The 14,063-nt window shown below is 54.2% G+C and carries 8 protein-coding genes; 7 read left to right on the forward strand and 1 reads right to left on the reverse strand.

Going from position 1 to position 14,063, the window contains the following annotated elements; translation table 11 throughout:
* Positions 1-420: 420 nt before the first annotated feature.
* The 3 genes from HMPREF1640_RS01315 (at position 421) to HMPREF1640_RS01325 (ending at position 5,101) form a co-directional block, all read left to right on the forward strand.
* The gene (locus tag HMPREF1640_RS01315) at positions 421-2,871 is read left to right on the forward strand and encodes a DNA translocase FtsK (protein WP_036891692.1); all 2,451 of its coding nucleotides are present in this window, start codon (positions 421-423) and stop codon (positions 2,869-2,871) included.
* Between the two features lie 82 nt (positions 2,872-2,953).
* On the forward strand, positions 2,954-3,562 hold the full coding sequence (locus HMPREF1640_RS01320) for a LolA-like putative outer membrane lipoprotein chaperone (protein WP_036891695.1): 609 nt from the start codon (positions 2,954-2,956) through the stop codon (positions 3,560-3,562).
* A 33-nt stretch (positions 3,563-3,595) separates the two neighbouring features.
* Positions 3,596-5,101, forward strand: coding sequence for a DUF5687 family protein (locus HMPREF1640_RS01325; RefSeq protein WP_052051653.1), 1,506 nt, complete (start codon positions 3,596-3,598; stop codon positions 5,099-5,101).
* A gap of 170 nt (positions 5,102-5,271) precedes the next feature.
* On the opposite strand, the gene HMPREF1640_RS01330 is transcribed toward HMPREF1640_RS01325, so the two are convergent.
* Complete coding sequence (locus HMPREF1640_RS01330; RefSeq protein WP_052051654.1) at positions 5,272-9,756, reverse strand: translocation/assembly module TamB domain-containing protein; 4,485 nt, start codon at positions 9,754-9,756, stop codon at positions 5,272-5,274.
* Between the two features lie 402 nt (positions 9,757-10,158).
* On the opposite strand from HMPREF1640_RS01330, the gene HMPREF1640_RS01335 reads away from it, so the two are divergent.
* Genes HMPREF1640_RS01335 through HMPREF1640_RS01350 form a run of 4 tightly spaced genes read left to right on the forward strand, consistent with a single transcriptional unit; the run spans position 10,159 to position 14,062 of the window.
* Positions 10,159-11,511 carry a Na(+)-translocating NADH-quinone reductase subunit A gene (locus HMPREF1640_RS01335; protein ID WP_036891697.1) on the forward strand — a complete coding sequence of 451 codons (1,353 nt, stop codon included), beginning with the start codon at positions 10,159-10,161 and terminating at the stop codon, positions 11,509-11,511.
* Between the two features lie 41 nt (positions 11,512-11,552).
* The gene (locus tag HMPREF1640_RS01340) at positions 11,553-12,728 is read left to right on the forward strand and encodes an NADH:ubiquinone reductase (Na(+)-transporting) subunit B (RefSeq protein WP_036891700.1); all 1,176 of its coding nucleotides are present in this window, start codon (positions 11,553-11,555) and stop codon (positions 12,726-12,728) included.
* Positions 12,725-13,423 carry an NADH:ubiquinone reductase (Na(+)-transporting) subunit C gene (nqrC, locus tag HMPREF1640_RS01345; protein ID WP_036891702.1) on the forward strand — a complete coding sequence of 233 codons (699 nt, stop codon included), beginning with the start codon at positions 12,725-12,727 and terminating at the stop codon, positions 13,421-13,423. The genes HMPREF1640_RS01340 and nqrC overlap by 4 nt, the downstream gene beginning before the upstream one ends.
* Positions 13,424-13,429: 6 nt before the next feature.
* Complete coding sequence (locus HMPREF1640_RS01350) at positions 13,430-14,062, forward strand: NADH:ubiquinone reductase (Na(+)-transporting) subunit D (RefSeq protein ID WP_036891704.1); 633 nt, start codon at positions 13,430-13,432, stop codon at positions 14,060-14,062.
* Position 14,063: the final 1 nt, after the last annotated feature.

Raw genomic sequence — 14,063 nt, forward strand, 5'->3', positions numbered from 1 at the left:
ATGCCTAAACGCGGTGGCTTCGGCGTCCAATCATGTCACGAATAGCGCTTGAGCGCAGCGTGAATAAGGCCCAATGACAAAAACAAGGGATGCTCACCACGGTCTAACAACACCAAAATGAAGATAAAAAAGGTGTGTTTTAGATAGATCATTGCGCATTTGAGAGATTAATTTTTGTCATTTATCTTAACAATATCTAAAAACTTGCCAACGTTGTGGGAAGCCCACGCGCGACTCGCGGCGGCACATCTTGTGCCCATCTTAAAGCGGCTTGCAAGTTCAAAGGCAAAACAGCTTTTAAACCAACCACTTACAATGTCATGAAAAATAAATAGAAAAAAGGGGAAACTTAGCCATCTTTTGTTTTGAAATTCGGCCAAAAAGCACTAATTTTGCACATGGAACAAGAACAGCGACACAATGGCAAACAAAAGACCTAAGCGCAAGCAAAAAAGCTTTAGCGAAGCAATAGGCATCCGACATATATTTGGCAACGAAACCACCGACTTCTTTTTTGGACTCGTCTTGTTCGCCCTTGCCATCGTCATGGCAATCGCGATGGGATCATTTCTTGCCACCGGCGAGGCCGACCAAAGCATCTTGGAAAACATGCGCCCTGGCGAATGGCTCAACCAAGACCGGCAGTTTACCAATTATTGCGGCTCCATCGGGGCCATCGTCTCCTATTTTCTCATCAGCGTCAATTTTGGGCTTCCCGCGTTTCTCATACCGGCTTTCATCATGTTAGTGGCGCTCAAGCTCATGCGCGCCTACAGCGTGAACCTCTGGAAATGGTTTCTCGGCATGGCGTTGGTCATGGTGTGGGCATCTGTCACATTGGCCAAGTTCCTCACGCCCATCATGGGCAACCTGTCGTTCAACCCCGGAGGCAACCACGGGCTGCTCTGCGTGCGCAACATGGAGAATGTCATCGGGCCGCCGGGACTTACGGCCACGCTGCTCATCGTGGCCTTGGCGTTTCTCACTTACCTCAGCACCGAGACCATAGAAATAGTGCGAAAAACGCTCAACCCGGTGAAATATATCACCGACAAAGTGAAATTCACCGTCACAAACCACACCACCAAGGAGACCGCCCAAAACGTCACAGGCATCGAGGACGGAGACCTGACCGTGGAAACGCCCTCCGAAGAAGAGATGGACGCGACCGTGGTGGACCTCACCGACATGTCGCAAGGACAACCGCCCCAACCATCGAGCGAGCAAGCGAAGCCTATCACGCCCACCGTCCGGATTAGCGGAGACGACACGGATAAGCTCACGGTGGACGACGTGAAGCAAGAAGACAAAGCGTTGGGGAAATCGCTTGGCGAGACCATGGACCTCAACACGCCCATCAACCCATGGGAGCCGTTCACCAGATACAAGTTCCCAAGTTGCGACTTGCTTAAGAAATACAACAACAAGCCGGTGATAGACATGGACGAAATCAAGGCCAACAACGCCCGCATCGTAGAGGTGCTGAACAGCTTTGGCGTAAGAATAAGCAAGATAAACGCCACCGTGGGCCCCACGGTAACGCTCTACGAGATAACGCCAGCGGAGGGAGTGCGCATCGCGAAGATACGTGGTTTGGAAGACGACATCGCCTTGAGCTTGGCCGCGCTGGGCATCCGCATCATAGCCCCCATACCCGGAAAGGGAACCATCGGCATCGAGGTGCCCAACAAGAACCCGCAAATCGTCTCCATAGAGAGCGTGCTGAACACCAAGAAATTCCAGACCACGAAGATGATTTTGCCCATGGCTTTGGGAAAAACCATTACCAACGAGGTGTACATGGTGGACTTGGTGAAGATACCACACCTGCTGGTTGCCGGCGCCACCGGACAAGGAAAGTCTGTGGGACTGAACGCCATCATATCGTCACTACTCTACAAAAAGCACCCCAACGAGTTGAAATTCGTGCTCGTGGACCCCAAGAAGGTGGAATTCAGCATATACAACAAGATTGCCCCCCACTATATGGCCGCCCTGCCAGAAAACGAGGATGAGCCCATCATCACAGACGTGCAACGCGTGGTGCGCACACTCAACTCGCTGTGCAAGCTGATGGACCACCGCTACGACCTGCTGAAAAAGGCACAAGTGAAAAAGATAGACGAGTACAACGACAAGTTCGTTCACCACCGCCTCAAGCTCACGGACGGGCACGACTACATGCCTTACATCGTGGTGTTGATAGATGAGTTTGGCGACCTTATCATGACGGCGGGCAAGGAAATAGAGCTTCCGATACAGCGCATAGCGCAGTTGGCGCGCGCCGTGGGCATACACATGATTATCGCAACGCAGCGCCCTACCACCAAGATTATTACCGGAAATATCAAGGCCAACTTCCCCGGGCGCATGGCCTTCAGGGTGACTTCGCAAATCGACTCGCGCACCATCCTCGACACTACCGGCGCGGACCAGCTCATCGGGCGCGGCGACATGCTCTTCCTCGCGGGTGGCGAGCCGGTGCGATTGCAATGCGCTTTTATCGACACGCCTGAGATAGAGGAGATCTGTAGCTACATAGCCGACCAGCCCGGACCCGTGGACCCAATGGAGCTTCCGGAGCCAGATGACAACAACGGGGCCATCGGAGGCAACGCGGGAGCCACCGACTCGAAAAGCCTCGACCCCTACTTCGACGAGGCGGCGCATGCCATCGTCATAACGCAGCAAGGGTCTACCAGCATGATTCAACGTAGGTTCTCTATCGGCTATAACCGCGCGGGCCGACTGATGGACCAACTGGAGGCCGCCGGCATCGTGGGAGCCGCGCAAGGATCAAAACCTCGGGAGGTGCTCATCACCGACGAGAGCTCGCTCAACTCCCTATTGACACAAATACATAGCAACTGAAAGGGTTAAACGATATTAACGCGCGCAACAATCGTGCAATGGGGCACGTTATACCAACGCAACCCTAACAATAAACGAAAAAATGAAAAAATACATCTTATGCGCCATCATGTCGGTGGTGACAGTAGCGGCGACAGCGCAAAACACCGCCTTGGCGAAAAAAATACTGGACAAGACAGCAGCCATCGTGGGCAACAAAGGAGGGGCCACGGCAAACTTCAAGATAGCGAGCGCGAAAATGGGAGGGGCGAGCGGACGCATCTCCATCAAGGGCAACAAGTTTTACGCCACCACGGGCAACGCCACCGTCTGGTTTAACGGCAAGACACAATGGAGCTATCTCAAGTCGACCAACGAGGTGAACGTGAGCACACCCACCGAGGCGCAACGCATGCGCATGAACCCCTACACTTTCATCACGATGTACAAAAAAGGCTACGCGTTAGGCGTGACCAGCAAGGGAGCCAACTATCAGGTGAGCATGAAAGCACAAAACAAGCAACGCTCCCTGCAGGAAATATACCTCACCATCAAGCGCAAATCGTACACACCCAGTGTCATCAAAATGCGCGAAGGCGGCAAGTGGACCACCGTTTACATCTCCAATTTCCAAGCCAAGGCACTGCCTAACAGCCTCTTCTCGTTCAACTCGAAAGACTGTCCCCAAGCTGAAGTCATAGACCTGAGATAACCACTCGGGCACGCCCCTCCAACCGTTATCGCCATGACATCCGGCCTATCATTCTTTCAACTCCTAAAAATTCTGCGACAACACCGCAAGTTAGCGGCTCGACGCGACCCCCTGTACGAATCCAGCAAAGCGGCCAAATGGTTTGTTGGGTTGAGTTTCGCGGTCTCATTGCTATACCTCATTTTCATGGCCGTGCTGCTTGCGTTAGCCGCAATAGACACCAAAAGGCTCACCGCGTCGGAGTTTATCATGGGCGTGATGCCATTCATATTGGTTTGCGACTTTTGGTTCAGGGCTCTCGCGCAGCAAACGCCAGCCCAAATTGTCAAGCCTTACCTGCTGACGCCACTGCCCAAAACCATTTGCATTGACAGTTTTATCATCACGTCGCTATTCAATTGGGGCAATCTCACATGGCTCGCCCTGCTCATACCCTATTGCTTGATGGCCGTGGTGTTCAGCTATGGCGCGTTGACGGCTCTCTCAATACTTCTTTTGTATATCATCCTCATACTGGCAAACAGCCAGTGGTACGCCATCATCCGTACATTATCCAATCGTAACATATTGTGGTGGATGGCGCCGGTGGCCGTGGTCGCGGCCATCAGCGCGCCGTGGCTGCATAAGGGTTTCGAGCATTTCATTGTCTTCTACGCCGCCATCGGCGATGGGCTCGAATCTGGCAACCTGCTGCCTCACTGCGTAGCCTTGGTCATGTTAGCCTCGCTCATAGCCATAAACAGACGGGTGCAAAACGCTTGCGCAACGCAAGAGATAGGCAAAAAGACCGACGACAAACCCATCAAAGTAATCAAATTCACCATGCTTGACCGTTTGGGCGAGTTGGGTGAGTACCTCAAGTTGGAAGTGAAGTTGCTGTCGCGCAACAAGAACCCGCGCAACGGTTTCCTCTCCGCCACGGCCCTTATCATAGTCATCAGCGCCATAATGACACTCACGGAAATATACGACAGCTACGCGATGGCCAACTTTTGGTGCGCGTACAACTTCGCCATATACGCCATCGTTTTGCTCAGCAAAGTGATGCTATACGAGGGAAACTACATCGACGTGTTGATGGTGCACCGCGAAAATATTCTCAAGCTGTTAGAATCAAAATACTATTTCTACACATTGCTACTCATTTTGCCATTTGTTTTGATGCTCCCTATGGTTTTTGTAGGCAAATGGGACATACTGATGCTTGTGTCGTATGGCATTTTTACGGCTGGCTTTCAGTATTTCATATTCATGCAGTCGGCCATATACAACAACCATCGCATGCCACTTAACGAGAAAATAACCACCAAAGGCGGCGCACAGACCAATTATTTGCTTTTGGCCGGGATAATTATCGGGCTGTTTTCGCCACTTATATGCATCATGGCATTAGAGACATTTCTTGAAGAAAACACGGCATGGTTTGTGATGATAGCCATTGGCTTAGGCTTTATTGCCACCCATAAGCTATGGCTGCGCGGCATCTACAACCGACTGATGAAACGGCGTTACAAAAACATGGAGACTTTCCACACTTAGCATGGGCCAACTTGCGCATGGGCCATCAATCCATTGACGCGCCATGAAAAAATACGCATGGGATGGCGGTCGGGACGCGATGGGGCGCAATCGAATTTTTAAAACTTGAATTTTCAATTGTTGACGCATTAAGACGCGAATTGAAAATTGAAAACCGCGAACCGTGAAAATCACTTCTTGCCACCGTCATTGGCCGCGGCTCCATTTCTTTTCCCGATGCCCAACAGAGACCCCCAGCTTTCAAAATCCTTCTTCAAGATGATCCCCACGCCCTGCGTATTGAGCGAGTTGCGCACGAAATAGCGATCGTTGGATTGATTGTACACGTGGACGCTGAGGTTTCCATTGGGGAAGATGAGGTACCTAAGGTCAAAGTCGCCAATAAAAGACGTGGTGGTGTTCTTATTGTCACGATAGCCAAATTGCCCATTGAAGACAAGCCTGTTGTTCAGCATTCTGCCACTTAGCAATCCTTCGTACTCGGCGTTATTCCATCCCTCGTCGCCCGTGGAGATGTTCGCGCCAAAATTCCAGTTGTTGTTTTTCACCACAGAGTTTAGCACCGTGTTTATCTGTTGGCTTATCTGTCCGCTGATAATGCTCTGCATGGCCAACGTGGTTTGTCTTTCCTGCGCGTCAGAAGTGGCCGCGTTGTTGCTGGGTTGCGAGTAGAAACGCCCCACGGCAAGCAAATAAAGCACCTGCTGGTTCATTTCCTCCTCGCTATTGATAAGGCTGTATATCATCTGCTTGGCATCGGTCCCCACGGTTGGCAAGTCCAAGTCAAACTCCACCTTGGGCGTCTCGGGGGTACCCGTGATATTCATGATGCAGTTCACGCGAATATTGTTGCCCGAGAAACTGCGCCCTATCCGCAGGTCAGAAAGACTTACGGAGTTGAGCGTGTATCGCGCCTTGAGGTTCAGCGCGGCCCTGCCCGGGTCGCCTCCAAACACGATGGAGCCGCCCTGCGCGAACTTGAAGTCGCGCTTGATGATATTTTGGATGGTGAGTTTGTACACGCCCTCGTCTATGACATAGTTGCCAAAAATGTTCACCGCCCCCTTGTTGTAATAGTCGGCACGCAACGCTCCCTCCCCCGCGAGATTGACACAATCGCCCGTTTTACGGTCCATGACCACTTTGAGCGTGGCGTCCGGCGTGGCGTTGATGATAAAATTGACATGAATGTCTGCCAGGGCGTCTTCCTCGCCGGCCAGATCTCCCATCTGCCCAACGCTGTCCATTCTCGCGAGCAGCGTGTTGAGCACGGGAGCCATGGCAGCCACCGAGTCGCGCGACGACCATTTTATAAACTCTTGCGAACTGATCGTCTCGGGCGAGGAGGCGTCATACACCACCGTCGTGCCGCGGTTGGGCGTGACGTTAACGTCCACGTCGAGCAACCCCGACTTACCCCTGATATCCACGTTGCCCGTGCCATATACCGTGCCGTAAAACGTGTTGCCGTGGCTTGGCCCCCAATCGTAAGCCAAGAGATTACTTAATTTCGCACGCAGATTGTACCTCAGGTTGGTGATGTGATCATGGTACAGGCTGCCAGCGAGCACCCCTTTGTTGCCATGCCGGTCGTAAATGGTGTCGCCGGGGAACTGCATCTCGTTGATGAGGCAGCGCACCTCCGCGTCGCGCAGCGTATAAACCGTGTTGAGCGGCTCTATGCCCACCTGCCCATTGGCCACGAGGTTGCCCGTGAGATTAAGCTCTCCAAGGTCGCCCCACAACCTTACGCCACCGTTGAGAGAAAGGTTTGTGCGGTTCATAAAAGAGGCACAGAACGACTCCACGAAATCACCCCTCATGTTGTCGGCTCGAATATCGAGGTCGATATAGTTGCGCTTGGGCGACACATAGCCCTTGACAAAGGTGTATCTGTATCGCGATGGCGCCACCAACGCGTTAGCCGTGTCCACGGCCACGGCATCAATGTCTATGCGCTCGCGATCCTCATTCCACGCCACGTCGGCATGAAGCGTGCCCAACGCCCCTCGCTCAAAACTGAAATCGGCAATCTCCAGTTTGCCGCCCACACGTGGTTTGTCAAACAATCGCGACAGCATAGCCTTGCCCGTGGCTCGCCCACCAAACTCCACGGGATGGAAATCGAGCAAATCCATCAAGTAGCTCACGTTCACGTCGTGCATGTCCACGACGAGCGTATCTTTAGAATCCTTGGACGCGGAGCCATTGACAACGACGCGCTGGCCATTTCCCTCCAAGGCAAACCGACGCACGTCGAGACGGTTCTTGCCGTAGATCACCTGAGAGGGGCGCACCTCAAACACACTGTCGCCAATGCTGAACGTTGACGGCTTTATGTCCATCCGCGCCTCGGCAAGCCCATGGCCGTCGCGACCAAAGCTCACAAGGGTGTTGAGCCGTCCGCGCAGGCGGTTTTGACGAGCATGGTTGTCCACATGGATCACCGACGCCAACCGGTCGTCCACGGCCGAAGCCTCCAGACGATACTCTGTGCCCGTACCGTCGCCGCCTATCCTCACAGCGCTAATGTCGGCATTGAGATAGTTGTGGGGGGAGGTCACGATAGCCGAGAGGTCACGGTATCGGATGCCGTCATAAACCAATCGGGGAGCGAAAGCTCGCAGCTCAAGATTGTTGTCGGCGTTGGTCATGGCGGCCGTGAGCCGCAGTGGCTCCACGAGCGTTACCGGCACGTCAAAAAAATGGCGCAGCCAGTCGGCGCGGCGCACGACGGCGCGCAAAGCGAAATCGTTGGCACGCGTCTTCTTGTATTTGATATTCGTGAGTCGCTGTATGTTGGGCAACTTAGCGGCAATGGCGTTTTTAACGCTTTGGATGAGCGTGGCGTAGTCGAAACGCCCCGTCACCTCCGCCTCCGCAAAGTCGCTCTCGAGAGTCAGGTAGTGCCCTCGGTGATCGTTGCCGGCTCGCAACTTCAGCGAGTCGAGCGTGTACTGCCCGCTCGCGGACGACTGGCTAAAATGGGTCAAGCTCAGAGTTCCCTTGGCCGTGTTCAGGTCATTGCCCGTGAACGAGGCCACGACGTTGCCGCTGTAAGTAGCGTTTCCAAGCACGCTCTCCCATAAGTGGAGAGCCGCCGGGTGAATATGTTTGACATCAGCCGTAAGGTGCGCCGACATGTCGCGACTGTTGGCGCTGAGCGAGCCATTGAGATCAGCCACGAGGTTAGGGTCGTTCACGTGGAGCGTGCCGTTGAGCAAGCCATTGTCATAGCTGCCATCCATGCGCGCGTCACAGTAAGAATAGTCGTTGTAGTCTATCTGCTTGACAGTGCCGTTGGCCTTGTAATACTTGCGCTTTACATTGCCTGCCACGTGGATGTTTGCCGCCAGGATGCCAAACCGGTAGTCGTCGAGTATTTGGCGAAGGTTGATGCCACGTGTGTCCAAGTGTCCCGCAAAGTCGTTGCCACGCAACGACACGTCCAAATTGGCGTTTCCCACGCCCGAGAGCAACGTCCCTTTGACGCTCGCGTACTGCCCATGGGCACGGGCTTGGCCACGAAACCGTATGTCGTTCATGCGGGCGATGGGCGCGGGCACGCTTCCGCCCAAGAGGCGCAAACCCCTCTCGCTGATCGTCAAGTTCTCGATGTCAGCCCACCATCGAGGCGTGCCGTCAAGCTCGCTGACAGTGCCATCCATAGACAGACGAATGTCGGCGGGGGCCCCTGTCTGTCGCCGCATGCCCTTTTGCGGCACGGACACGACCATGTCCCTGACCCTGAGGGCGGTGGCCGAGCCCGCGAAGCGAGCGCGAAGAGCCACCGAGAGATTGCGCTTGCCTACCTTGGGCCACAAGGCCGCTATATCGGGAAGAGCCACGACAGACTCGCGTACACTACCCGAGAAGCGCAGCGACGGCAACGAGGGCATGCCATCCTTGCACGCATAGCGAGCCTCAACGTCAGCCAATGACAATTTGGACGAGGGCAACTCCAAACAGAGCGAGCGCATGGTAGCGCGCCGCTTGTTACCCACGAGTTTGAAAGCGAGCGAGCGAATGTCCAAGCCCGAAGCCTCGGTGAGCGACAACCGCTTGACATTGAGGTTCAGCGAGTCGGATCGCAGAGCGTTGAGCGCGACGTGCGAACTAAGGTTCCGGACGTTCAGGTGATAGGGGTCGAGGAATGGACGCCGGGGCATGTCGAGCCGGTTATAGCGAATTTCGCCCCGCCTGATGATCAAGCTCTTGAGCGACACGTCAAGAGGGCGGTGAGCGGTGGTGTCTTTCGAGGCAAGCGAGTCTAACGCAAACTGGTAGTTGGGCTTGGCCGTGGCCGTGGCTTGGTAGAAATTAGCCTTAAGCCCAAAGAGCTGTACCGAATTGAAATACAATTGCCCGCGAACCAAAGCCATTACATCAGGCTTGGCGGAAGCGCGCGCCACGCATAGCATGGGCAGCCCCTTTTGGTCGCGAATATCCACGTCATCCACGATAAGACGATTGAAAAAGCCAAGGCTGATCCGTCCCACGCTCACTTTGGTACACAACTTGCGCGAGAGCGCGGAGGCCACCCGGGCACCCATGTACGATTGCACGATCGGTACGTTCACCGTGATCGACACTGCCACGTACATCGCCACCAAGCTCCACAGCAGGATATTAATATAATGTCTGAGCGTTTTCAATCAACTTACAAAATTAAAAAAAAAGGGCTCATAACGGAAATTAAACCAAAAATTTTATCACATTTAGGCTATTTTTGAGTAAATTTGCATCAACGAATAAGCAAAACATTCCAAGGTTGGTAGCGCGGACATTTTGCCATGACTTTTCCCAAGTATGCCCCACCACAGCCATAACTTTTGCCATCAGGCCCCAATCGGAGCGCGATTGACGCCCAATCGGAGCGTGATTGGTACCTAATCGGAGCGTGATTAATGCCTAATCAGAGCGCGATTGACGCTTAATCGCGACGCGGCTCGAGAAGCTATGGACATGGAAAAGAAAGTGGAGGCGGAATGACCGAGACGCCAAGATTGGAGATGGGATGCGAAATAACATTACCAATTTACAATTATGAATTTTCTATGGCAAATGTAATTAAGTTGCGCAAGGGTTTGGATATAAACCTGAAAGGCAGGGCCAAGGAAAAGAAACTGCCGTCGCGAAGCTCCGCGACGTATGGCTTGGCGCCGGAATGCTTTGTTGGCATCACCCCCAAGGTGATTGTCAAGGTAGGCGACCGCGTGCTCGCCGGCGACCCCCTGTTCGTAAACAAGGCATGCCCGGAAGTGAGATTTTCGTCTCCCGTGAGCGGAACGGTTGCCGAGGTGCTTAGAGGTGAGCGCCGCAAGGTGATGTGCGTGAAGGTGAAAGCTGACGAGACGCAGCAATGCCGTATTTTCGAGCGGTTGGACATAAACGCCTCCAACGGCGACAAGGTGAAAGCGGCCTTGCTTGAGGCAGGCCTGTTCGGGTACATCAACCAGTTGCCTTACGCCATCTCCACCACGCCAAACACCACGCCAAGCGGCATCTTCGTGTCTGCGCTGAGAGACATGCCGCTGGCTGGCAGCTTCGAGTTTGAGCTTCGAGGCAACGAGGAGGCTTTCCAGGCAGGCATTACCGCCTTGTCAAAAATAGCCCCCGTACACCTTGGCATAGGTGCCAAACAAGACGCGCGAGCGCTCGTGGAAGTGAAAAACGCGGAGGTGCACATCTTTGACGGTCCATGCCCGGCTGGCAACGTGGGCGTACAAATAAACCACGTCGCGCCCATGAGCCACAACGAGACGGTATGGACGGTAGACCCATCGGCCGTGATATTCTTCGGCAGGCTGTTCCTCACGGGCAAAGTGGACTTGCGCCGCACCGTGGCGGTGGCTGGCAGCCGCGTGAAAGACCCTGCCTACGTGGACGCGCTTGTGGGCACGCGGATAGGCGACATTCTCCACGACAACATGGAGGGCGAGGCGCACGCGCGCGTCATAGACGGCAACCCGCTGACGGGCCGCGTGTCCTCGGCGGATGGCTTCTTGGGGGCGCACACCTCCGAAGTGACAGTCATACCGGAGGGCGACGACAAGGATGAGCTTTTGGGATGGATCATGCCGCGCCCCAACGAGTTTTCCATGTCGCGCAGCTATCTCACTTGGTTACAGGGCAAAAAACACGAATACGACCTCGACGCGCGCGTCAAGGGCGGCAAACGGCACATTATCATGAGTGGCGAATACGACAAGGTGCTGCCCATGGACATATACGCCGAGTACCTGATAAAGGCCATCATCGTAGGGAACATAGACAAGCAAGAGCAGTTGGGCATATACGAGGTAAGCCCTGAAGACTTCGCCGTGGCCGAGTTTGTGGACTCCTCCAAGCAGCCGTTGCAGCAAATAGTGCGGCAAGGCTTGGATATTCTTCGCAAGGAAAACGCATAGGCGGTCACTCGTCGTAAAGCATAAAACATAAAATCGTAAAAATGAGTGCATTAAAAAAATATTTAGAAAGCGTCAAACCGCATTTCGAGGAGGGTGGCAAGCTCCACGCCTTCAAAAGCGTGTTTGATGGATTCGAAACGTTCCTGTTCGTCCCGAACACCACTTCGAGGACGGGCGTGAGCATACACGACGCCGTGGACTCCAAGCGCATCATGAGCTTGGTGGTCATCGCCTTGATGCCGGCACTGCTCTTTGGCATGTACAACGTGGGCTACCAAAACGCATTGGCCGCCAACAAACTGGCCGAGACAAGTTTCTGGGCCATGTTTGGCTACGGCTTCTTGGCCGTGCTGCCCAAGCTCTTGGTGAGCTACATCGTGGGACTGGGCATCGAGTTCGCCTGGGCCCAGTGGAAACACGAGGAGATACAAGAGGGGTATTTGGTGACGGGAATACTTATTCCGCTCATCATCCCCGTCAACACGCCGCTGTGGATGATCGTCATCGCCATCGCGTTCTCCGTGATATTCGTCAAAGAGATATTCGGCGGCACGGGCATGAACCTGTTCAACGTGGCCATCGCCGCGCGCATGTTCCTCTTCTTCTCCTACCCCACGCGCATGACCGGTGATACGGTGTGGGTGGCGCAAAACAGCATCTTGGGCTTGGGCTATGACCTTCCGGACGCCTTCACGGCCGCGACGCCGTTGGGACAGATAGCGTTGGGCACAGCCCCCACGGCCACGATAGCCGACATGGTGTACGGTTTCATTCCCGGCTCCATCGGCGAGACATCGGTCATCGCCATCGCGTTAGGCGCCGCGCTGCTGCTCTGGACGGGAGTGGCCAGCTGGAAGACCATGCTGAGCGTGTTCGTGGGCGGCATGGCCATGGGCTTGCTGTTCAACCATACGGGAGCCTCGGGCACGCCGTGGTATGAGCATCTGGCGATGGGAGGTTTCTGCTTTGGGGCCGTGTTTATGGCCACAGACCCCGTCACGTCGGCTCGCACGGAGACCGGCAAATACATTTACGGCTTCTTCGTCGGCGCGATGGCCATCATTGTGCGCGTGATGAACATGGGCTATCCGGAAGGAATGATGCTCGCAATCTTCTTCGCCAACATGATAGCGCCATTAATAGACTACTGCGTGGTGAGCGCCAACATTTCCAAACGAGCTAAGCGCGCCATTGTAAAAAAGGAGGGCAAGGAATGAAAACGAACACAAACTCATACACGATCATTTACTCGGCAATATTGGTCATCGTCGTGGCTTTCTTGTTGGCGTTTGTCTTTCAGATACTGAAACCCATGCAAGATGTCAACGTGGCGCTCGACCAGCAGAGACAAATACTATACTCGCTGAACATACGCGGTCTCGACGACAAAGCCGCCGCCGCCAAATACAAGGAGGTGGTGATGGCCGACCGCGTGATCGACGAGAACGGAAAAATCCTTGAGCGGGGCACGCGAGGCGGCACGCAAGCGGGCTTCAAACTGAACTCCGCGGATTACAAGGCGGGCCGGCTGGCTCTCTACGTGTGCAAGGTGAACGGCGAGACAAAATACGTGTTGCCTGTATACGGCATGGGATTGTGGGGCCCAATCAACGCTTTCGTGGCCCTGAACGATGACAAGAACACCGTCTATGGCGCCTATTTCAACCATGAGAGCGAGACAGCCGGGCTTGGCGCCGAGATCAAGGACAACCTGCGGTGGCAACAGCAATTCCAAGGCAAAAAAATATTCAAGCCCAAGACAAATGAAATCGGGCTTGCCGCGGTGAAGAAAATAGAAGACCCCGCCTCGCAGGTGGATGCCGTCACGGGAGCCACGCTAACCTCCAACGGCGTGAACGACATGTTCAAGGAGGGATTTGGAAAATACATGAAATTCTTAAAAGAAAAATAAAAGGCTATGGCATTATTCTCAAAACAAAATAAAGACGCGCTCGGCAAGCCACTCAACTTGGACAACCCCATTCTCGTCCAGGTACTGGGCATATGCTCGGCGCTGGCCGTCACCTCGCAATTGAAGCCCGCCATCGTGATGGGTCTCGCCGTGACGGTCATCACGGCATTCTCCAACGTGATCATCTCCATTATCAGAAAAACCATCCCCATGCGCATACGCATCATCGTACAATTGGTGGTCGTAGCCGCGCTCGTGACCATCGTGAGCCAAATGCTCAAGGCTTTCGCGTACGACGTGAGCGTGCAATTGTCGGTGTATGTGGGCCTGATCATCACCAACTGCATATTAATGGGGCGGCTGGAGGCTTTCGCCATGATGAACAAGCCGTGGCCCAGCTTTCTTGATGGCATCGGCAACGGCTTGGGCTACGCCATGATATTGGTGATCGTGGGCGCCGCGCGCGAGTTGCTGGGGCGAGGGTCCCTGCTTGGTTTCCAAATATTGCCGGAGAGCCTCTACGACATGGGCTACGTGAACAATGGCATGATGACCATGCCGGCGATGGCTCTTGTATTGCTGGGATGCGTCATATGGGCGCACAGGGCTTACTTTTATAAAGAAGAGGGAAATAAATAAC

This window comes from Prevotella sp. S7-1-8 (genome assembly GCF_000758925.1).
Lineage (GTDB): Bacteria > Bacteroidota > Bacteroidia > Bacteroidales > Bacteroidaceae > Prevotella.

What these genes read in the sequence shown, in the direction of transcription:
- HMPREF1640_RS01335 (WP_036891697.1), top strand. Translation starts at nt 10,159, where the DNA reads ATGGCAAATGTAATTAAGTTGCGCAAGGGTTTGGATATAAACCTGAAA.
- nqrC (WP_036891702.1), top strand. Translation starts at nt 12,725, where the DNA reads ATGAAAACGAACACAAACTCATACACGATCATTTACTCGGCAATATTG.
- HMPREF1640_RS01350 (WP_036891704.1), top strand. Translation starts at nt 13,430, where the DNA reads ATGGCATTATTCTCAAAACAAAATAAAGACGCGCTCGGCAAGCCACTC.
- HMPREF1640_RS01340 (WP_036891700.1), top strand. Translation starts at nt 11,553, where the DNA reads ATGAGTGCATTAAAAAAATATTTAGAAAGCGTCAAACCGCATTTCGAG.
- HMPREF1640_RS01325 (WP_052051653.1), top strand. Translation starts at nt 3,596, where the DNA reads ATGACATCCGGCCTATCATTCTTTCAACTCCTAAAAATTCTGCGACAA.
- HMPREF1640_RS01320 (WP_036891695.1), top strand. Translation starts at nt 2,954, where the DNA reads ATGAAAAAATACATCTTATGCGCCATCATGTCGGTGGTGACAGTAGCG.
- HMPREF1640_RS01315 (WP_036891692.1), top strand. Translation starts at nt 421, where the DNA reads ATGGCAAACAAAAGACCTAAGCGCAAGCAAAAAAGCTTTAGCGAAGCA.